We start from the raw sequence: 19,454 nt of genomic DNA, 5'->3' as shown, positions 1-19,454 counted from the left end.
GGGGGTCAGGGGGTTTGGAGGCGGGTGAGGGTGGCTATGTCGGTGGCGTGGCCCTCGTGTTTGTCCGAGGGGGTTTCCACGACGACGGGGACGCCGGCGGTCGCCGGGTGGGTCATCAGCTCGGCGAAGGCGGGCTCGCCGATGTTGCCCTTGCCGATGTTCTCGTGCCGGTCCCGGGTGGAGCCGCACAGGTCCTTGGAGTCGTTGGCGTGGATCAGCTTCAGCCGGTCCGCCCCTACCGTGGCGACCAGGGTGTCCAGGGTCGCCGTCATGCCGCCCGGCACGGCCAGGTCGTGCCCGGCCGCCCAGGCGTGGCAGGTGTCGAAGCAGACGCCCAGCCCCGGATGCCGGTCGACCGCGTCCAGATAGGGGCCGAGGTGCTCCACCCGGGAGGCCAGTGACCGGCCGCCACCGGCGCTCGGCTCCACCAGCAGCAGCGGACCGCCGCCGGCCGTGATCTCGTCGAGCAGCGGCAGCAGCGACTCGCGTACCTGCCGCAGGGCGGTCTCGGCGTAACCGGCGTCGACCGCGCTACCGGCGTGGAACACCACGCCCCGGGCGCCGATCGCCCGCCCCCGGCGCAGCGCGTGCGCCAGCGTCTGCGTCGACTTCTCCACCGTCGCCGGGGTGGGCGAGCCGAGGTTCACCAGCAGCGACGCGTGGATGTAGACGGGCACGCCCCGGGCGGCGCAACCCTCGGCGAACAGTGCGTCCTGAGCCGGGTCGCCCGGCGGCAACGCCCAGCCCCGCGAGTTGGCGACGTAGACCTGCACCACCTGGGAGCCGGCCGCGTCCACGTACGGCAGGGCGGCCCTGGCCAGCCCACCCGAGGTGGGGGTGTGCGAGCCGACCGGCCGGCGGGTGCTCACAGGCAGCCCAGGGTGACCGGGGTGCCCGGCGGCACCTGCGAGTTTTCGCCCGGGTTCTGGAACCGGACGGTGCCGTTGGGGTTGAACTGGACGTTCACCGTGAACCCGGCCCCCTCCAACTGCTGCTTGGCCTGCTGGCAGGGCAGGTCGACGACCCGTGGGACGGTCACCTGCGGCGGGCCCTTGCTGACCTCCAGCTTGACCTTGGTGCCCTTCTCCACGCCCGCACCGTCGGCCGGGCTCTGCCCGAGAACCTCGTCGCGGGGCTTGTCGGACTCCTTGTAGGTCGTCTCGGCCACCACCAGCCCGAGCCGGGACAACGCGGACCGGGCGTCGTTGAGGCTCTTGCCGACCAGGTCGGGCACGGTAATCGGGGCGCGGCCCCGGCTGAGGATGACGGTCACCTTCGTGCCCGGCTTGACCTCGGTGCCCACCTTCGGGTTGGTGTCCACCACCACCCCGGCCGGCAGGTTGTCGTCATAGCGGGGGCTGCCCTTGGCGACCACCAGCTTCGCGCCGGTCAGGTCGGCCTCGGCCAGGCCGAACTCCTTGCCGACGACATCCGGCAGCGGGAACCGCTCCGGGCCGAGGGAGAGGGTCACCGTGATGGTGCCACCCTTGAGGATCTTGGCGGCCGAACCCGGGTCCTGGGCGACCACCCCGTCGCGGGGGATCTTCTCGTCGTAGCGCGGCGCGGCGAAGTCGAGCTGGAAACCCGCCCGGTCCGCCTGCGCCTGCGCGTCGGCCCGGCTGAGGTTCACCAGCTGCGGCGCGACCGTGTACCGGCCCACCCCCACCCACCAGCCGCCCATCGCGGCGAGCAGGCCGACCACCACCACGGCCGCCGCCACCGACAGCCGGCCGCGCGGGGTGCCCATCACCCGGGTACGCAGCTCCGCCAGGCGGGACCCCAGGCCGGCGCTCTCGGCGGCCCGGCGTCGGTGCGGGCGCTGCGGGGCGGCCGGCTCGGGCAGCCGCGCCCAGGTCGGCCGGGTGACCGGGGTGACCGCCGCGACCACCATCGTCGGCTGGGCCACCGCCGGCAACTCCTCGGCCACCCGACCCAGCACGGCGGTGTGCGCGTTCGGGTTGCCCAGGTCGTCCCGGGCCACCTGCACCTCGGCCAGCAGGGCGCCCGCGTCGGCCGGACGCGCGCCCGGGTCCCGTCGGGTCGCCCGGGCGACCAACTCGTCGAGCACCCGGGGCAGGCCCGGCACCAGGACCGACGGGGCCGGGACGTCCCGGTCGACGTGCTGCCAGGCCACGTCGACCGGGCGGTCCCCGTCGTACGGCACCCGGCCGGTGAGCATCTCGAACAGCACGATGCCGGCCGAGTAGACGTCGGTACGGGGATCGGCGCGTCCGTCGGTGACCAGCTCCGGCGCCACGTACGCGACGGTCGCCATCAGTTGGTTGCCGTCGCCCTCCTCGGCGCTGGCCTCCACCGCGCGGGCCAGGCCGAAGTCGGCGACCTTGACCACGCTGTCGACCAGATTGGCGACCCCGCCGGTGGGCGCCTCGGCCACCAGCACGTTCTCCGGCTTGACATCACGATGGACCAGTCCGGCCCGGTGCGCGGCGGCGATCGCGGCGAGCATCTGCTCCATGATCGCAAGCGCCTCGTCGGGGTTCAGCCGGCGGCGTTCGGCGAGCACCTCACGCAGGGTGCGACCCCGGACGTACTCCATCACCAGGTAGGGCAGCCCCTGGTGGGTGCCCTGGTCGTAGACGGCGACCACGTTGGGGTGGGTCAGCCGGGCGATGGCCTTGGCCTCGTCGGTGAACCGGTCCGGAAAGCCCGCCAGCCGCGACCGCGCCTCGGCGGCCTGGGACGGGTGGATGATCTTCACCGCGACGGTACGCTCCAGGCGCTCGTCGGTGGCGGTGTACACGGTCGCCATGCCGCCACGGGCCACGCGGCCGCGAATGCGGTAGCGCCCGTCGAGCAGCGAGCCCAGCAACGTGTCGGCGACCTGTATGTCCATCGGCAGGGAGTCTATGTGTCCTGAGGGTGAAGGTTGAACAGGATGCTACAGCCGGGGTCCCCGCCGGTCCGTCCCGGCGCGCTCACCCAGGCCCGACGGGGTGCCGCTGCACGGGTGGCCGGGTGACGTGGCAGGGTGGTCCGGTGACCGATTCCGTACCCGCCGACCAGCCTGCCGACAGCGACCTCGGCGGCCCCCGCGACCCGGCCGAGTGGCTCACCCTCCCCGACGTCGCCGAGCGGCTCGACCTGTCGATCAGCAAGGTCCACCAGATGATCCGGGACCGCGAGCTGATCGCCGTCCGCCGCGACGGCGTCCGCCGGATCCCCGCCGACCTGGTGGCCAACAAGACGGTGCTCAAGCACCTGCCCGGCGTGCTCAACCTGCTCGCCGACGCCGGCTACGACGACGAGGCCGCCCTGCGCTGGCTCTACGAGCCCGACGACACCCTCTCCGGCGGCACGGGCGCGGTCACCCTCGGCGGCGACCACGCCCGCGAGGTGAAACGCCGCGCCCAGGCCCTCGGCTTCTAGCCCGACCCCCGCCCCACCCCTCGCCCCTTCCACCCCACCCCCACCCCCCACCCCCCTGCCCCCGCCCGCGTTGATCAAGAGGTTTGGGTCAGTTGATCAAGAGGTTTGGGTCATCTGACGGCCCATTCGTGACCGAAACCTCTTGATCAACGTGATCGGGCGGGGCGGGGAGGGGCGGGCGGGGAGGGGCGGGCGGCGGGGGAGGCGGGGGAGGGGGTGCGGGTTAGTCGGCGCGGCGGGTGGCGGCTATGGCCAGGTCGACCAGGGCCTGGCGGGCCTCGGTGTCGAGGTCGACGCCGGCCAGGGCGGCCAGGGCGGTGTCGGTGAGGGTGACGATGCGCTGCTCGGTGCGGGCCAACGCGCCGGTGGCGCTGATCAGCTCGCGGAGCCGGGCCACCCCGTCCTCGTCCAGCTCCGGATCGCCGAGCCGGCTGAGCAGCAGGTCCCGGCCGGCCTCGTCGGCGACCTCCACCGCCGCCGCCACCAGGTAGGTGCGCTTACCCTCGCGCAGGTCGTCCCCGGCCGGCTTGCCGGTCTGCGCCGGGTCGCCGAACACCCCCAGCACGTCGTCGCGGAGCTGGAACGCCTCACCGAGCGGCAACCCGTACGCCGAGTAGGCGGTACGCACGTCGGGCGACGCGTCGGCGAGCGCAGCGCCGAGCAGCAACGGCCGCTCGACGGTGTACTTGGCCGACTTGTACCGGGCCACCTTGCCGGCCCGCTCCAGCGAGACCTCACCGGTCGCCTGGGTGAGGACGTCGAGGTACTGCCCGACGGTGACCTCGCCGCGCATCTCGTCGAAGACCGGTCGGGCCCGGGCCACCGTGTGCGGGGCCAGTCCGGCGGAGTGCAGCAGCTCGTCGGACCAGACCAGGCAGAGGTCACCGAGCAGGATCGCCGCCGCGTCGCCGAAGCTGTCCGGATCACCGTGCCAGCCGGACGCCCGGTGTCGGGTGGCGAACCGTCGGTGCACCGCAGGCTCACCGCGCCGGGTGTCCGACCGGTCCATCAGGTCGTCGTGGATCAGCGCGCTGGCCTGGAAGAACTCCAGTGCCGCCAGGGCGGTCACCACCGGGTCGGCGTCCACCCCGCCGGCACCCCGGAACCCCCAGTACGCGAAGGCCGGACGCAGCCGCTTGCCGCCACCGAGCACGAACCCCTCGATGGACTCGGCGATCGGGGCCAGTGCCTCGTCGATGCCGGCCATCCAGCTGCGCCGGCCGGACAGGAACTCGGTCAGCGCCTTGTCGACGCGCTGCCGCAGGCCGGCACGGTCGACAGGGGAGACGGGAGCAGCGTGGGTCACGCCACGACGCTAGCCGGTCCCCACCGCCGCCGCCTCACCAGCGGCTCGGCGCGTCACCCCGGTCGCCACCCCGACCCCGCCCGACCGGGCGGCCGGGGTGTCCCGCCGGACGGGACGGACCGTTGCCCGACGCCGGTCCTTTGCCCGACACGGGACGGCCGCCCGACCCCGGTCCGTTGCCCGACACGGGACCGCCGCCCGACCCCGGTCCCTTGCCCGGCGTCGGACCGGTCCGCCGCCGCTGCGGTGTCGGCCCGTCCGGACCCGGCTCGATCCATCGACCCGGGGCGGCGTTGCCGGCCCGGGTCGGCTTCGGAGTGGCTCGCCGGGTCGGGGTGGCTCGCCGGGTGGGAGTGGCTTGCCGGGTGGGGTCGGCCTGCCGGGTGGGAGTGGCTCGCCGGGTCGGGTCGGCCCGCTGGGTCGGAGCGGCCTGCCGGTCGCGGGTCGGGCCGCCGGCCAGGGACCCGATCGGAGCGTCGAGGACGACGGCGAGCTGCCGTCGCCAGCGGTCGCCCGGCACCCGTACCGCCCGTTCCCACCGGGACACCTCGTGCCGGGTCAGGGTGGGTGTGCCGGCGGTGGCGCACAGCTCGTCGGCGAGCCGCTGCTGGCTCCACCCACGGGCCAGCCGCAGTTGGGTGATCAGCGGCCCGAGCAGGCTCGGGTCGGACGGGGTCATCGGTCCTCCGGTGGGTGTCGACGCGGCCATGCCCGTCCGCCCCACAGCACGGCCGGGATGCCGCCGGTCATGGTGGCCGACCCCCGCGCGTGACCCCGGGCGTCGGCACCGACCGACGCCACCCGCGCCCGTCCGTTCTACCCCCGGCGTACGACGTTTCCACCCCGGGGGTACGACGTGCGCCGCCGCGTGGCGACGGCGTCGGTCGGCCGGGTTTCGGCGGGTGTCGATGCTCTGGTGGGAAGTGCGTGGGGTCGGGCCGGGTCGCCCGCTAGAGTCGTCACGTGGCGCTCGGTCTTCCCTCTGTCCTTCCCAATCCCCAGCCGGCGATCGGGGAGCTGATCCGCGACCGCCAGCCGACGTTCTCGTTCGAGTTCTTCCCGCCCAAGACGGCGCAGGGCGAGCGGCTGCTCTGGCAGGCCATCCGGGAGCTGGAGTCGTTGCGCCCGTCGTTCGTGTCGATCACCTACGGGGCCGGTGGTTCGACCCGGGACACCACCGTCGCGGTGACCGAACGGATCGCCACCGAGACCACGCTGCTGCCGATGGCCCACCTGACCGCCGTCAACCACTCCGTCGCCGAGCTGCGCAACGTGATCGGACGGCTGGCCGGCGTGGGGGTGCGCAACGTGCTCGCCGTCCGTGGGGACCCGCCCGGTGACCCGGGAGGGGAGTGGATCCGGCACCCGGAGGGCGTCGACTACGCCGAGGACCTGGTCCGGCTGGTCCGGGAGGCCGGCGACTTCAGCGTCGGGGTGGCCGCCTTCCCCTACAAGCATCCCCGCTCGGCCGACGTGGACAGCGACACCGCGCACTTCGTGCGTAAGTGTCGGGCCGGCGCGGAGTTCGCCATCACCCAGATGTTCTTCGACGCCGACGACTACCTGCGGCTGCGCGACCGGGTCGCGGCGGCCGGCTGCGACACCCCGATCCTGGCCGGGGTGATGCCGGTGACCCAGATCGGCACCATCGAACGCTCGGTGCAGCTGTCCGGAGCGCCCTTCCCGCCCGCGCTGGCCGAGCGGTTCGCCCGGGTCGCCGACGACCCGGAGGCGGTCCGCCGGCTCGGCATCGAACAGGCCAGCGAGATGTGTGCCCGGTTGCTCGACGAGGGGGTGCCCGGCATCCACTTCATCACCCTCAACCGTTCTCCCGCGACCCGGGAGGTGTGGCGCAGCCTGCGGGCCGACGCCCGGGTGTGAACGCGTCGACCCCGACACCTCGACCAGGCCGCGACGGTTGACCGATGGTGGGCACACAGCTGAAATGGGACGAGTACGCGACCGCGTGGGCGCGGCTGCACGGTGGCTTCGACCCCCGGGTCGCGGCGCCGGTGGTCCGGGCCTGGCTGCGTTTCGCGTACCACGTCGGCTATGTGCTGGGACGGCTGCGGGTGACCCCGACCGCGGTGACCGTCGGCGGGGTGCTGCTCTGCCTGTGCGTGCCGCTGTTCAGCGTCCGGTCGGCGCAGGGCCCGATCGTCGGCGCGCTGTTCGTGCTGTTGGCCTCGGTCGCCGACAGTGTCGACGGGGCGGTCGCGGTCGCCACCGGCCGGACCACCCGGCTCGGCTACGTCTACGACTCGGTCGCCGACCGGCTCGGTGAGATCGCCTGGCTGGCGGCTTTCTGGCTGATCGGAGCGCCCGGCGCGCTGGTCGTCGCGGCCGGCGCGTTGTCCTGGCTGCACGAGTACGTGCGGGCCCGCGCGGTCGCCGCCGGGATGCGGGAGATCGGCGCGGTCACCGTGGGGGAGCGGCCCACCCGGGTCTGCGTCGCCCTGGTCGGGCTGCTGCTGGCCGGGTTGACCGGGCTCATCGACCTCGACCTGACGGCCGGCACCATCACCATGGCCACCGCCGTCTGGGTGCTGCTGGCCGGCTTCGGCCTGGGGCAGCTGTTGTCCACCGTCCGCCGCGCCCTGCTCGACGCCGGCTGACCCGCCCGCCCCGACGGGCCGGGCAGGGGCGGGGCCTACCAGGCGGGGCCGATCTCGTCGGCGACGATCTGCGCGGACAGGGTGACCATGGGCAGGCCGCCGCCGGGGTGGGTGGAGCCGCCGACCAGCCACAACCCGTGCACCGGCCCCCGGTTGGCGGGGCGGAGCAGCCCACCGGCCGTGCCGTAGATCGACCCGCCGGGCGCGGCGGTCGCGGCGTCCAGGTCGGCGGGGGTACGGGTCTCGCGGAACACCAGCCGGTCGCGGACGTCGACCCCCCGCGCGGCGAGCACGTCGAGGATCCGGTCGGCGTACGCGTCGGCGAGCCCCGGCCGACGCCAGTTGACGGCGTCCGGGGCGGTGCCGTGGCGGGCGGCGTTGACCAGCACGAACCACGCCTCGTGCCCGGTCGGGCGGGCGGTCGGGTCGTCGGCCACGGTGACGAAGATCGTCGGGTCGGTCGCCGGTCGGGCCCGCACCCCCCGACCGGGGTCACCGAAGACGGCGTCGAACTCGGCGTCGTAGTCGGTGGGGAAGAAGACGTTGTGGTGGGCCAGCCCGGAGTCGCCGCGTACCCCGAGCAGCAGCACGAAACCGGCCAGGCTGCGGTCGGTGAGGGCGGCCAGCCGGCCCGGGTGCGGCAGCAGGTCCCGGTAGACGGTGAGCGCGTCGGCGTTGGCGACGACCACGTCGGCGGGGACGGGCGCGTGGACCCCGGCGAGGCGTACCCCGTGCACCCGGCCACCGGCGGCGTCGATGCGGGTGACGGTCTCCCCGGTGCGGACCGTCACGCCCAGGTCCAGGCAGCGGGAGAGCAGCGCGTCGGCCAGGGTGCCCAGCCCGCCGCGCAGGTACCAGCCGCCGAAGGCCAGCTCGGCGTAGGGGACGGCGACCAGCGCGGCCGGGGCCCGGCGCGGGTCCGCGCCGGTGTAGGTGGCGTACCGGTCGAGCAGCATCCGCAGCCGGGGGTCGGACAGGTGGCTGCGACCCAGCCCGCGCAGGGTACGGCCGGGCCCGATGGCGGCCAGGTCACCCAGCCGCCAGGCCAGCGCCGCCAGGTCGCGCGGCGAGTCGACCGTACGCCGCAGGATGTCCCGGTGCGACGCGGTCCACACCCGGGCGGCCCGCCGCCACAGCCGCCGCCAGTCGGCGGCGGCCCGGTCGCCGAGGGCGACGCCGATGCGGGCGGCGAACTCGTCCGGGTCGGCGCACGAGTCGAGGGCCGGCCCGCCGCCGGGGAAGACGTGCCGCACGATCGGGTCCAGCGGGGTCAGGTCGAGGTACTCGTCGAGTTTCGCGCCGGTGGCCTCGAACAGGTCGTGGAAGACCTGCGGCAGGGTGAGCAGGCTCGGCCCGGTGTCGAAGTGGAAGCTGCCCGCCGGGGTGTCGTGGACGTACCTGCCGAGTTTGCCGCCGACGGTGTCGGACCGTTCGAAGACGGTCACCTCGTGCCCGCTGACGGCCAGCCGGGCGGCGGTGGCCAGCCCGCCCACGCCGGCGCCGATGACCACGATCCGCGCCATGCCGCGCCTCCTAGCTGACCGGGCGGCCACGCCAGGACAGGCGACGCCGCTTCCGCAGATGGTACGACCGCAGGGTCAGCCAACCGAGCACCACGACCGAGCCGGGGTGGGCCAGCGCGTCGGGCCAGGCCCGGCCGCCGGTGGCGCGGGCGGCGACCACCCGCCCGGCGACTCCCGCCGCGTACCCGGTCAGGGCCAGCCCGGCGGCCGACGGCGAACCCGCCGCCAGCGCCGCCACCGCCAGCAGCGGCGGCGCGGTGTAGAGCAGCAGCAGCGCGGCGACCACGGTCGCGGCGGCCCCCGGGTGGCCGAAGGTGGCCCAGAGCGACTTGGTGTAGCCGTCGCGCAGTTGCGGCCAGGTCTCGTACATCCGGCAGGCGGCCAGCCGGGAGCCGTCGGCCAACGCGATCCGGCCGCCCGCGCGTTTCACCGCCCGGGCCAGCTCGATGTCCTCCAGCACCCGGTCGGCGACCGCGGCGTGCCCGCCGGCCCGCTCGTAGCCGGCCCGGTCCACCAGCAGGAACTGCCCACCGGCGGCGGCCAGCGACGGCCGCGGCGAGCGTTCCATCGCGCGCAGCGGCAGGAAGGTCAGCCACAACCACTGCAACAGCGGCTGCACCAGCCGGTCACCCACCGTCCGCACCAGAATCCTCGGGTACGCCGACAGCAGCGCCGCCCGTGCCGCGCGCAGCTCGGTCACCGCCGCCGCCACCGCGTACGGGGTGAGCACCACGTCCGCGTCGACGAAGGCGTACACGGTGGCGTCCGGCCCGGCGTGCCCGGCGAGCTGGTGGCAGGCGTACGGCTTGCCCAGCCAGCCCGGTGGCGGGGTGACCCCGGTGCGCAGGGTGACCCGGGGGTCGTCGCCGACGACCGCGCGGACCACCCCGGCGGTGCCGTCGGTCGAACCGTCGTCGAGCACCACGATCCGTAGGCCGGGCACCCCCTGCTGGGCGAGCAGCGCGCGCAGGCACGGGGTGACCCGGTCGGCCTCGTCGCGCAGCGGCAGCAGCACCGCCACCGTCTCGTCGACCCCGACCGGCCCGTCGGCGGGCCGGCGCAGCCAGTACCGGGCGTTGACCCAGGTGTGCGCGGTCAGCGCGGTCACCGCGACGGCCAGCACGAGCGCAACCACGGTCACCGCCGGACCCCCACCGACCAGGCCGGGTGCGGTCGTCGTCCCGGCGTCGGGTGCCGGCGCGGTGGCGGGGCGGGTCGGCCGGGGCGGGTGCCGCTCATGCCGGGGTGTCGACGCCGCGCCGCTGCGGTGCCGGCCGGTCGGCGGGCCGTCGGCGGGCGCGCAGCAGGGTCACCGCCAGCGGCACCGCCACCACCGCCATGCCCACCGCACCCCAGAGCGCCGAGGCGGGCAGCCGGAGGAAGACCGCGTGCGCCAGCACGCTGGAGAAGTACGTCCACAGGTAGAGGGCGAACATCGGGTCGTCGCGGGAGCCGGTGACCGCGACGGCCGGCCCCGCCAGCGGGCGCAGCGCGCTCATCAGCAGCACCGCGAACAGCAACCAGCCCAGGTAGTTGCTGACCGGGATGCCGGGCAGTCCGGGCAGCGCCGGGGTGGCGTCGCGCCACACCCAGTAGCCCTCGGCAACCATCTGCGGGTCGAGGAAGAGGTCCCAGCCGGCCAGCCCGACGGTGGCCAACGCCACCCGCCCGACGTGCCCCGCCGGCGTCAGGGTGCCAGGCGTCCGACCGGTGGTCGACACGGTGCCGGGCATCCGGCCGGCGGGCGACACGGTGCCGGGCATCCGGCCGGCGGGCGTGGTCAGTTGGCCGGCGGGCGTGGTCAGCCGCACGGCGGCCAGCCAGGCGGGCCAGGCCATCCAGGTCCAGGCCAGCGGGATGATCAACGGCACCCCGGCCAGCTTCGGCCCCAACTCCCCCGAGTAGTCGTAGCTGCCGAACGGGAAGCCCGTCGCCACCCCCAGCGCCTCGATGGCGAACCCGCCGCCGGTGGCCACCGCGACCAGCGCCGCCGCCGTACGGGCACCCCGGGTGAGCAGCGCGTGCCCCACCGACAGCAGGTAGCCCAGCACGACCGTGGCGACGGTGAGCCGGGCCCGGGTGACCCCGGTGGTGAGCGGGTAGCAGATCTGGATCAGCACCAGCAGGGCCAGCAGCAGCCACGGGACGTGCCGGCGGGTCACGACGAGGCCGGGCCGGACGTGTCGGGTCGGGGCAGCGGCAGGTCCCGGCCGAGCACCCCGAACGGCCGTTCGTCGCCGGGGAAGCGGAAGTGCCGCAGCACGTCGACGAAGCCGAACCGCCGGTAGAGCCGCCAGGCCCGCGACGTCCGCTCGTCGGCCTCCGGGGTGGACAGCAGGGTGGTGCCGCCCTCGGCGATGCTGAGCAGGGCGGTGAGCTGCCGGGCACCCAGGCCGTGCCCCTGCGCGGGCGGCCGGACGTGCAACTCGACCACCTCGAAGCAGTGGGTCAGCCAGCGCTGCCGGGCGTCCGGGTCCAGCGCCCGGTAGACCTGGTCGTGCCACCACTGTCCACCCGCGCCGAGGTAGCCGTACCCGAAGCCGGCCAGGTGGCCCTCGCTGGTGAGGCTGGCGACGGCGCGGAACCCGGGCCGGCGGGCGTGGGTGGCGATGTAGCCGCGTCGGGCCTCCAGCAGGTCGCTGCGGTAGCCCATCGCCTCCCCGTACACCGCGACCACGTCGTCGAGCCGCCGGACGAGATCCTCCGGCGTCCACCGCACCAACCTCATGCGCGTCCTCTCACGGTTGCGGATCACCGTCGGCGACCCATCCCAGCACCGACCGGTCACCGACCACTGCGCGCACCTCGAAGCGCGCGAACAACTCCTCCGCGTACCACCCTTCGGTGGGGGTGCGGGTGATCGCCGCCCGGTGCTCCGGGTGACGGTACGCGAAGGCCACGAGGTCCGTCGGGTCGCGCCACACGCTGACCGTGCCCTGCCAACCCAGCGGGGCCTCACCGACACCGAACCGGGCGAGCAGCCCCGGCGCGGCGTGCAGTGCGGCGGCGACCGGCGGGACGGCCTGCCAGAAGGTGAGCGCGCGGCGGGGGCGCAGCCGGGCCCGGGTCAGCGCCAGCACCGGCCCGTCGACCCGGCCGCCCGCCGGATCGCCGAACGGCCGCCGGCCCGACCACTCGCCCCGGCTGGTCACCGGGCGCAGCTCCAGCCGGGCCGACGCCTGGGCGATCCGGGCCCAGGAACGGCCGACCGGGGAGGCGTCGAAGCCGGCCGCCGCGGCGGGGGATTCCCACACCACCAGCGCCGCCCACCGGGTCAGGTCGGCGTCCCCCGGGCCGAAGCCGGTGCCGGTCCCGGTGCCGAGCAGCTTGCCGAACCGTACGCCGGGGGTGCGTCGCAGCTGCCACGGATGCCGGGCCATCCGGGCCAACGCCCGACCGACGGCGGCCCGGGGCACCCGCCACACGTGCAGGGTGACCAGCTCCGGGGTGGTGTTCACGCCACCTCGGCGGGGGTGCCGCCGGTGATCCGCAGCAGCTCCGGGTAGGTGGTGGGGAAGACCGCCTGCGGTACGCCACCGGCGGCCCACACCTGCGGGTGCCCGGTCAGGGCGGTGTCGACGAGGGTGCGCAGCGGCCCGGGGTGGCCGACCGGGGCGACCCCGCCGATCACCTGGCCGGTGTGCTCCCGGACGAAGTCGGGGGTGGCCCGGCGCAGGTGGGTCACCCCGAGCTGGGCGGCCAGGCCGGCGGTGTCGACCCGGTGCGCGCCGGAGGTGAGCACCAGCAGCGGCGTGCCGTCGGCCTCGAAGACCAGCGAGTTGGCGATCGCGCCGACGTCGACGCCGAGCGCGTCGGCCGCCGCGGCGGCGGTGTGCGCCGCCTCGGGTAGCAGACGGACCCGGCTGGCCGCACCGGAACCGTCCCGCGCGCCCGCCTCGTCGAGCGCCCGCTGCACCGCCTGCACGTTCGGGTGTGACTGCATGCGGCCCATTCTCCCCGGTACGCCCCGACACCCCGCAGCCGGCCGCCCACCGTGGCGGGTCAGCGGGCGGGCGGCGACCCGGGACGGGTGCCGGGCCAGTGCCCGGTGGCCCGGATCCGGCCGTCGGCGGTCACCAGCAGCGCCTCGTGGTCGGCCAGCCCGGTCAGCCAGGTCAGTGCGTCGTCGGCGTCGCGGGTCATCGCCGCGGTGGCGTACACGTCGGCCCAGAGCAGCTCCGGCCCGACCACGGTGACCGACCGCAGCGCGGTCGCCGGTCGGCCGGTGCGGGGGTCCACGATGTGCGCGCCGCGCCGGGCGGTGCCCGAGGTGGCGACCGCGCCGTCGCGCCGGTCCAGCACGTCCAGCAGGTGGCCGGGGCGGTCCGGGTCCTCGATGCCGACCCGCCAGGCCGGCCGGTCCGCCTCGGCGCGCAGCACCACGTCCCCACCGGCGTTGAGACAGAGGTCGTGCCCGGCCAGATCGGCCAGCCACCCGGCCGCCCGCTGCACCGCCCACCCCTTGACCAGCCCGGACGGGTCGTAGCCGGCACCGCCGGTGGGCAGCGGCAGCCGCCGGGCGTCGAACCGGCCGCCGGTGCGCGTCCGGGCCAGTTCGCACAGCTCCGCCACCTCCCGCACCAGTGGGCTCGCGGTGGCCGGATCGGGTTCCCGCCCGGCCAGCCGTCCGATCTCGCTCTCCGACCGGTAGACGCTGAACGTCGCGTCGATCGCGCCCAGCCAGGTGAAGAACCGCTCCACCCGGGCGGCGACCGCGTCGTCGTGCACCTCCGGGCCGCGCAGGTGCACGCTCACCGGCAGCCCCATCACCTGCACCACCCAGGCCCGCCGGTCCAGCTCCGCCGTCCGGCCCGTCGGCGTGCTCATTTCAGGTGCGCCGCGTCGATGGCGGCCTGGAGGGACTCGCGGTAACCGTCGCTGGTGACGGTCGCCCCGGACACGGTGTCGATCCGGGCGCTCTGCGCGGTGAGCGCCGCCTGCCGCAGGATCGGTACCGCGTAGTCGTTGATCTGCTGGTCCCGGAAGTTGCCGTCGGGCACCTGGAGTGCCGTGACGTCGGTGATCCGCCCGCCCGCCACGGTGATCCGGACCTGCACCGGCCCCCACCGGGTCTGCGCCACCGACCCGTCGTAGCTTCCGCCGCCGCTGTCGCCGGTGCTTGCGCTGTCGCCGGTGTTTCCACCCTCGCCGGTGTCTCCGCCCGGCACGCCCGAGCCCGGGTCGGTGCCGGTGGGCGTGTCCCCGGAGCCGGGGGTGGTGCCGCCACGGTCGACGGCGACGGCGCTGGTCCCCCCGCCGACGCCCATGGTGCTGGTCCGGTAGCTGAACAGCAGCACCAGGGCGGTCACCGTGGAGAGCAGCCAGATGGTGATCCGTCGCACGGTTCCCCCTTCCCGCCCGTCACCAGGCGAAGCGTTCGTGATGGACGTGCCGCTCGGGCACCCCGGCGGCCCGGGTCGCGGCCTGCACCGCGTCGACCCAGCCGTCCGGGCCGCACAGGTAGACGTCGTGGTCGGCGATGCCGGGGGAGAGCCGGCGCAGCGCCTCGGCGTCCGGGAGCCCGGCCGCGTAACCGGGCAGCCAGGAGGGTTGCCGGCCGCGCGGACCGACCAGGTAGTGGACCGACACCCCGCGTTCGACCGCGAGCCGCTCCAGCTCCGCCCGGAAGGCCAGCTCCTGCTGGGTACGCACGCGGTAGAGCAGCACCGCCTGCCCGGGTGCGTACGGCAGCTCCCGGAGCAGGGCCAGCAGCGGGGTGACGCCGATCCCGCAGGCGAGCAGGGTGATCCCGCCGCCGCGCCAGTGCTGCCCGGTCAGCCGCCCGTACGGGCCCTCCAACAGCACCCGGGTGCCCGGTCGCAGGGTGGCCACCCGGGAGCTGTCGTCGCCGAGGTCCTTGACGGTGATCCGCATCAGGTCGCCCGTCGGCGGGGCGGACAGCGAGTACGGGTGCGCCCGGGACCAGCCGGGGCCGGTCAGGAAGCGCCAGCCGAAGAACTGCCCGGCCCGGACCGGCAGCCGGTCCAGGTCCCGCCCGCGCAACCAGACCGAGGTGACGCCGGGCGCCTCGGGGACCACCGCGGCCACCTCGACCCGGTGCCGCAGCGAGCGGTACGCCGGCAGCCCGAGCCGGAACACCAGCACACTGCCCAGCGCCCCCAGGTACACCGTCCACCAGTACGCCCGCGCGGCGGCCGAGGAGACGAAGTCCGCGCCGGTCCACAACTGGTGCGGCAGCGCCAACCCGATCCCCAGGTACGCGTACAGGTGCAGCAGGTGCCAGGACTCGTAGCGCAGCCGACGGCGGGCCGCCCGGACGGAGGTGACCACCACCAGCACCAGCAGTGCCAGCGCGGCGGTGGCCAGCAGCATCCCCGGGTACCCGGTGACCAGCAGCCAGAGCTGCGTCACGGGGTTCTCCCGGGCGGTGCCGGCGTACCCCAGGGTGGTCAGCAGCACGTGGGCCAGCAGCAGGTGGAACGAGGTGAAGCCGGCCAGCCGGTGCCAGCGGGCGATCCGGTCCTGGCCGAAGCGCCGTTCGACGAGCGGCACCCGGGCCATCAGCACCACCTGGACGAGCATCAGGTCGGCACTGAGCAGGCCGGTGAGCCGGCCGGCGGAGGTGAGGCCGGTGGCCACCCCGGAGAGCAGTTCCTGCACCCCCCGGTCGGCGGTCCAGAGCGCGACGACGACCAGCAGGCTGAGCACCGCCGCGCTGCCGGCCAGGTCGGCCCACCAGCCGGGGGCGGTGGGCAACGGCCGGCGCGGGGTACCCCGGTCCAGGACGGTGGCGCTCATCCGCGGGGCGTTCCGGCGGGTCCTTCACTCATGCGTTCCACCCTGCGGCGGTGACCTCGGGTCAGGCTTTGCCGTCGCTGTGCGCCGGCTGGGAATCGTCGCTGGCACGCCGTACGCCAGACGTTGCGTTTTCGTCGGGGGCAGGGTGTACTGTCAGAGCAGTTAGAACGAGTGTTCGATTCAGTCGCACACCCGTTCCAACGCCCCCGGGCGGTGTTTCGCGGCGTCGACCCGGGCAGGTGCGGTTTCGCGGACCGCACCGGGTTCCGGGCAGTCGCGAGCCCGGTCCCGTCAAGGCAGGTCGTCGCCCGCCGCCCACGACCCCCGGGCGGCGGGCGACGAACCCGCCGGTTCGCCGGCCGGGTGTGGTGTGGGGAAGCATCCGCACCCGGCCGGCCCCCAGCGGTGCGTCTTCCTCCGCACCACCCGCCCCGGGCATCGCGCCGGTGGACCTCCTCCACCGGGCGTCCCGCCCGATCCGGTCACGCGGAGGAGACAGTCATGCCGACCAACCCGGCCCAGGCGCCGACGGTGCCCGCGCACGTGCTGCCGCACCGCACCCCGACCCAACTCCTCACGGTGGCCCGACACGGGCTGGCCGAGGCCGCCCAGACCCGCCCCGACGGGCTGCGCTACGCCGCCGCCCACCTGGCCGCGCTCCGCGCCGCCGCCGCCCTGCTGGCCGCCCGGGCCCGGCCCGCGCCCGCCCGCCGCCGCCGGATCACCAGCGTCTGGGTGCTGCTCGCCGGGGTCGCCCCCGAACTGGACGAGTGGTCCCGCTACTTCGCCGCCGCCGCCGGCAAGCGGGCCGCCGCCGAGGCCGGCATACCCCGGGTGGTGAACGCCCGGGAGGCCGACGACCTGCTCCGGGCCGCCGAACAGTTCGTGACGGTGGTGGAGCAGGCGCTCGGCGTGACCCACCAGCCCGCCCTCGACGGCCTCGCCGCCTGACCCGGGGGCGGGCCCGGGTCCCCGCCGGGCACCTGATCCGGCCGGCACCGGGCCCGCCGCAGCACCTCGACGCAGCGTCCCACCGCGTCCGGGGCGAGCACGCAGTGCACCTGATCCACGCAACGACACGACGGGGGGTTGGTCCGATGGCGGGCCGCATGGTGGGCGGTTCCGCCGCACTGGCCGCTCTGGTACGCCCGGCGAGCGCTCCGGACCCGGCGGTCGGTCACCGGCTGCTCCCGGTGGCACCCGAGCTGACCGGCCTGCTGCCACACCGGGGGCTGCGCCGGGGCAGCACCGTCGCCGTGACCGTCGGCCAGCCCCGGCGCAGTGGCGGCACCTCCCTGGTGCTGGCGTTGCTCGCCGAGGCGTCCCGGGCCGGGTCGTGGTGCGCGGTGGTCGGGGTGCCCACGTTCGGGGCCGGCGCCGCCGCCGAGGCCGGCATCGCCCTGGACCGGCTGGCCCTGGTGCCCCATCCCGGCCCGGAGTGGCCCACCGTGGTCGCCGCCCTGATCGACGGGGTCGACGTGGTGGTGACCGCCGTGCCGCACACCGTCTCCGCCCCGGTCGCCGACCGGCTGGCCGCCCGGGCCCGGCAGCGCGGCTGCGTGCTCGTCCCGTACGGCCGGTGGACCGGCGCGGACGTGACGCTCCAGGTGGTCCGGGGGGTCTGGGAGGGGCTCGGGGCGGGGCAGGGCCGGCTGCGCCGACGCGAGGTCACCGTGTCGGCACGCGGACGCGGAGCGGCGGCCCGTCCCAAGGAGATCACGATGTGGCTGCCCGGCGACGGGCTCACCCGGGTCGTGCCCGCCGCCGCGTCGGCCGTCCCCGCCGCAACCGCCGGGCCCCGGCCGGGCGGATTCACCGTGGTCGGGTCCGGGTGACCGGCACGCCCGTGCGCACCCTGCTGCTCTGGTGCCCGGACTGGCCGGTGCTCGCCGCCGAGATCGTCGACGGGGTGCCCGCCACCGGCCCGGTGGCCGTGCTGCACGCCAACCGGGTGGTGTCCTGCTCCGCACCGGCCCGCGCCGCCGGGGTACGCCGGGGCCTGCGCCGCCGGGAGGCGCAGGGGCGCTGCCCCACGCTGACCGTCGTCGACCACGACCCCGGTCGGGACGCCCGCGCCTTCGAACCGGTCGTCGCCGCCGTGGAGGAGGTCGCCGCCGGGGTCGAGGTGGTCCGCCCCGGCGTCTGCGCGCTCGCCGCCCGGGGGCCCGCCCGCTACCTCGGTGGTGAGGAGGCCGCCGCCGAGCGGATCGTCGAGCAGGTCGCCGAGTCCTGCGCGGCGGAGAGCCAGATCGGCATCGCCGACGGGGTCTTCGCCGCCGGCCTCGCCGCGCGTACCGGTCAGGTGGTGCCGCCGGGCGGGACGCCGGGGTTCCTGGCGGGGCTGCCCGTCGAGGCGATCGGCCGCCCGGCCCTGGCCGACCTGCTGCGCCGGCTCGGCGTACGCACGCTGGGCGACTTCGCGGCGCTGCCCGCCGGTGACGTGCTGGCCCGGTTCGGCTTCGACGGGGCCCTCGCCCACCGGCTCGCCGCCGGGCACGACCACCGGCCGCTCGCCGTCCGGCAGCCCCCCGTCGACCTGACCGTCACCGCCCACCACGACGAACCCCTCGACCGGGTCGACGCGGCGGCCTTCGCCGCCCGGATGCTCGCCGAACGGCTGCACGACCGGCTGGCCGGGCACGGGCTGGCCTGCACCCGGCTCGGCATCGAGGCGGTCACCGCGCACGGCCAGGAACTGCACCGGGTGTGGCGGCACGACGGGCTGCTCACCGCCGCCGCCATCGCCGACCGGGTGCGTTGGCAGCTCGACGGTTGGCTCTCCGGCGGCACCGGTCGGGCCGGTGCCCGACCGGCCCGACCGACCGCCGGGATCATCCGGCTGCGGCTGGTGCCCGACGGGCTGCTGTCCCGGGGTGGGCTGCAACCCGGCCTGTGGGGGGAGGTCGGCGAGGAACGCGACCGGGCACACCGGGCGTTGAGCCGGGTGCAGGGCATCCTCGGTCCGGAGGCGGTGGTCACCGCCGTGCTGGGCGGTGGTCGGTCCCCGGCCGACCAGACCCGCCTGGTCCCCTGGGGCGACGAACGCCTCCCCGCCCGCCCCGGCCCGCCCCCACTGCCGGGCGTCACCGAGGCGGAGCCTGGTGCCGCCGGGCGGGCGGTGGCACAGTCCGGTGGCGTCGGGCGGGCGGTGGCGCAGTCTGCTGGTGCCGGGCGGGCGGTGACGGGGCCGGGGGCGTTGGGCGGGCGGTGACGGGGGCCGGGGTGCCGGGCAGGCGGTGACGGGGGCCGGGGGTGCCAGGCGGGGCGGGCCACGGCGGCCGGGTCCCGTACCGCCCTGGCCGGGGCGACTGCCGCCACCCGCGCCGGCCGTGGTGCTGCCCGTTCCGCTCACCGCGACCGTGCACGACGCCACCGGCGAACCGGTGCTGGTCAGCGCCAGGCTGGTGGTCAGCGCGGCGCCCGCCCGGCTGGCCGTCGGCGGCACCGCGCCGACGGAGATCGTCGGCTGGACGGGCCCGTGGCCGGTGGACGAGCGGTGGTGGGCCCCCGCCGAGGCCCGTCGCCGGGCCCGGTTCCAGGTCTGCCTGGCCGACGGTGCCGCCCTGCTGCTGGCCGTCGAGGCCGGCCGGTGGCTGGTGGAGGCGATCTATGACTGACCGGTGCTCCGGGCTGGTCCGGTCCGGGCTGGTCTTGCCTGGGCTGGCCTCGTTCGCGCTGGCCTCGTGTGCGCCGGTGGGACCTTTCCGGGCTGGACCCGGATCGGCCGGCTGCGTGCAGGTCGGCCGTGTGTCGGCCGGTGGTATGCCGGTCGGTCGGGTGCGCGCTGGTTCCGGGTCTGCCGGAGTGCTGCCGGTTCGGGCATTGCCGGCTGACCGCGTGTCGGCTGACCGCATGCCGGTCGGC

Annotated in this window: 18 protein-coding genes and 2 pseudogenes; 7 read left to right on the top strand and 13 right to left on the bottom strand. The window is 75.9% G+C overall.

Annotated features, from left to right (window positions below; genetic code table 11):
• Positions 1-5: 5 nt before the first annotated feature.
• Both J7462_RS11105 and pknB read right to left on the bottom strand, forming a co-directional pair.
• The gene (locus tag J7462_RS11105) at positions 6-869 is read right to left on the bottom strand and encodes a deoxyribonuclease IV (protein WP_219463991.1); all 864 of its coding nucleotides are present in this window, start codon (positions 867-869) and stop codon (positions 6-8) included.
• Complete coding sequence (pknB, locus tag J7462_RS11100) at positions 866-2,854, bottom strand: Stk1 family PASTA domain-containing Ser/Thr kinase (protein ID WP_219463988.1); 1,989 nt, start codon at positions 2,852-2,854, stop codon at positions 866-868. Before pknB ends, J7462_RS11105 begins: the two co-directional genes overlap by 4 nt.
• A gap of 143 nt (positions 2,855-2,997) precedes the next feature.
• Between pknB and J7462_RS11095 the strand changes: the two genes are divergently transcribed.
• Positions 2,998-3,387, top strand: a complete 390-nt coding sequence (locus J7462_RS11095; RefSeq protein ID WP_208568675.1) for an Rv2175c family DNA-binding protein — start codon at positions 2,998-3,000, stop codon at positions 3,385-3,387.
• A 223-nt stretch (positions 3,388-3,610) separates the two neighbouring features.
• On the opposite strand, the gene J7462_RS11090 is transcribed toward J7462_RS11095, so the two are convergent.
• Positions 3,611-4,693, bottom strand: a complete 1,083-nt coding sequence (locus J7462_RS11090) for a polyprenyl synthetase family protein (protein WP_219463987.1) — start codon at positions 4,691-4,693, stop codon at positions 3,611-3,613.
• 34 nt (positions 4,694-4,727) lie between these two features.
• On the bottom strand, positions 4,728-5,372 hold the full coding sequence (locus tag J7462_RS32115; protein ID WP_255597678.1) for a helix-turn-helix domain-containing protein: 645 nt from the start codon (positions 5,370-5,372) through the stop codon (positions 4,728-4,730).
• A 284-nt stretch (positions 5,373-5,656) separates the two neighbouring features.
• On the opposite strand from J7462_RS32115, the gene metF reads away from it, so the two are divergent.
• Positions 5,657-6,574, top strand: a complete 918-nt coding sequence (metF, locus tag J7462_RS11080; protein WP_219463984.1) for a methylenetetrahydrofolate reductase [NAD(P)H] — start codon at positions 5,657-5,659, stop codon at positions 6,572-6,574.
• A gap of 44 nt (positions 6,575-6,618) precedes the next feature.
• The gene (locus tag J7462_RS11075) at positions 6,619-7,308 is read left to right on the top strand and encodes a CDP-alcohol phosphatidyltransferase family protein (protein ID WP_208569760.1); all 690 of its coding nucleotides are present in this window, start codon (positions 6,619-6,621) and stop codon (positions 7,306-7,308) included.
• 35 nt (positions 7,309-7,343) lie between these two features.
• Here the strand turns inward: J7462_RS11075 and J7462_RS11070 are convergent, their stop codons facing one another.
• The 9 genes from J7462_RS11070 to J7462_RS11030 all read right to left on the bottom strand — a co-directional run bounded on the left by J7462_RS11070 (position 7,344) and on the right by J7462_RS11030 (position 15,590).
• A complete protein-coding gene (locus J7462_RS11070) occupies positions 7,344-8,831 on the bottom strand; it encodes an NAD(P)/FAD-dependent oxidoreductase (protein ID WP_219463981.1) in 1,488 nt (495 codons plus the stop codon).
• 10 nt (positions 8,832-8,841) lie between these two features.
• Positions 8,842-9,966: a glycosyltransferase family 2 protein gene (locus tag J7462_RS11065; RefSeq protein ID WP_219470229.1), complete on the bottom strand. Its 1,125-nt coding sequence runs from the start codon at positions 9,964-9,966 to the stop codon at positions 8,842-8,844.
• A 100-nt stretch (positions 9,967-10,066) separates the two neighbouring features.
• A complete protein-coding gene (locus tag J7462_RS11060; protein WP_219463980.1) occupies positions 10,067-10,993 on the bottom strand; it encodes a carotenoid biosynthesis protein in 927 nt (308 codons plus the stop codon).
• Positions 10,990-11,559, bottom strand: coding sequence for a GNAT family N-acetyltransferase (locus J7462_RS11055; protein WP_219463979.1), 570 nt, complete (start codon positions 11,557-11,559; stop codon positions 10,990-10,992). The genes J7462_RS11060 and J7462_RS11055 overlap by 4 nt, the downstream gene beginning before the upstream one ends.
• A gap of 10 nt (positions 11,560-11,569) precedes the next feature.
• Complete coding sequence (locus J7462_RS11050) at positions 11,570-12,289, bottom strand: monooxygenase (protein ID WP_219463978.1); 720 nt, start codon at positions 12,287-12,289, stop codon at positions 11,570-11,572.
• Complete coding sequence (locus tag J7462_RS11045) at positions 12,286-12,774, bottom strand: YbaK/EbsC family protein (RefSeq protein WP_219463977.1); 489 nt, start codon at positions 12,772-12,774, stop codon at positions 12,286-12,288. Before J7462_RS11045 ends, J7462_RS11050 begins: the two co-directional genes overlap by 4 nt.
• Positions 12,775-12,833: 59 nt before the next feature.
• Positions 12,834-13,658, bottom strand: a complete 825-nt coding sequence (locus J7462_RS11040) for an FAD:protein FMN transferase (protein ID WP_219463976.1) — start codon at positions 13,656-13,658, stop codon at positions 12,834-12,836.
• A complete protein-coding gene (locus J7462_RS11035; RefSeq protein ID WP_219463975.1) occupies positions 13,655-14,173 on the bottom strand; it encodes an FMN-binding protein in 519 nt (172 codons plus the stop codon). The genes J7462_RS11040 and J7462_RS11035 overlap by 4 nt, the downstream gene beginning before the upstream one ends.
• A gap of 19 nt (positions 14,174-14,192) precedes the next feature.
• Complete coding sequence (locus J7462_RS11030; protein WP_219463973.1) at positions 14,193-15,590, bottom strand: ferric reductase-like transmembrane domain-containing protein; 1,398 nt, start codon at positions 15,588-15,590, stop codon at positions 14,193-14,195.
• Positions 15,591-16,091: 501 nt separating this feature from the next.
• On the opposite strand from J7462_RS11030, the gene J7462_RS11025 reads away from it, so the two are divergent.
• The 4 genes and pseudogenes from J7462_RS11025 to J7462_RS33595 all read left to right on the top strand — a co-directional run.
• On the top strand, positions 16,092-16,541 hold the full coding sequence (locus J7462_RS11025) for an SAV_6107 family HEPN domain-containing protein (RefSeq protein ID WP_219463972.1): 450 nt from the start codon (positions 16,092-16,094) through the stop codon (positions 16,539-16,541).
• 146 nt (positions 16,542-16,687) lie between these two features.
• Complete coding sequence (locus J7462_RS11020; protein WP_219463970.1) at positions 16,688-17,425, top strand: hypothetical protein; 738 nt, start codon at positions 16,688-16,690, stop codon at positions 17,423-17,425.
• A pseudogene (locus J7462_RS11015) lies at positions 17,422-18,660 on the top strand (DNA polymerase Y family protein); the annotation flags it as partial. The gene J7462_RS11020 and the pseudogene J7462_RS11015, both read left to right, overlap by 4 nt.
• A gap of 199 nt (positions 18,661-18,859) precedes the next feature.
• A pseudogene (locus tag J7462_RS33595) lies at positions 18,860-19,207 on the top strand (DNA polymerase Y family protein); the annotation flags it as partial.
• Positions 19,208-19,454: the final 247 nt, after the last annotated feature.

Origin of the sequence: Micromonospora sp. RL09-050-HVF-A (genome assembly GCF_019374995.1) — a bacterium.
Classification (GTDB): Bacteria; Actinomycetota; Actinomycetes; order Mycobacteriales; family Micromonosporaceae; genus Micromonospora; species Micromonospora antibiotica.
Note: the sequence above shows the minus strand (reverse complement) of the source record. Positions and strands in the feature narration are given on the sequence as shown.

Excerpts from the sequence above, each read along its gene's own strand:
- J7462_RS11020 (WP_219463970.1), top strand. The coding sequence starts at position 16,688 with ATGGCGGGCCGCATGGTGGGCGGTTCCGCCGCACTGGCCGCTCTGGTA.
- J7462_RS11030 (WP_219463973.1), bottom strand. The coding sequence starts at position 15,590 with ATGAGCGCCACCGTCCTGGACCGGGGTACCCCGCGCCGGCCGTTGCCC.
- J7462_RS11040 (WP_219463976.1), bottom strand. The coding sequence starts at position 13,658 with ATGAGCACGCCGACGGGCCGGACGGCGGAGCTGGACCGGCGGGCCTGG.
- J7462_RS11070 (WP_219463981.1), bottom strand. The coding sequence starts at position 8,831 with ATGGCGCGGATCGTGGTCATCGGCGCCGGCGTGGGCGGGCTGGCCACC.
- J7462_RS32115 (WP_255597678.1), bottom strand. The coding sequence starts at position 5,372 with ATGACCCCGTCCGACCCGAGCCTGCTCGGGCCGCTGATCACCCAACTG.
- J7462_RS11075 (WP_208569760.1), top strand. The coding sequence starts at position 6,619 with ATGGTGGGCACACAGCTGAAATGGGACGAGTACGCGACCGCGTGGGCG.
- pknB (WP_219463988.1), bottom strand. The coding sequence starts at position 2,854 with ATGGACATACAGGTCGCCGACACGTTGCTGGGCTCGCTGCTCGACGGG.
- J7462_RS11055 (WP_219463979.1), bottom strand. The coding sequence starts at position 11,559 with ATGAGGTTGGTGCGGTGGACGCCGGAGGATCTCGTCCGGCGGCTCGAC.
- J7462_RS11045 (WP_219463977.1), bottom strand. The coding sequence starts at position 12,774 with ATGCAGTCACACCCGAACGTGCAGGCGGTGCAGCGGGCGCTCGACGAG.
- J7462_RS11025 (WP_219463972.1), top strand. The coding sequence starts at position 16,092 with ATGCCGACCAACCCGGCCCAGGCGCCGACGGTGCCCGCGCACGTGCTG.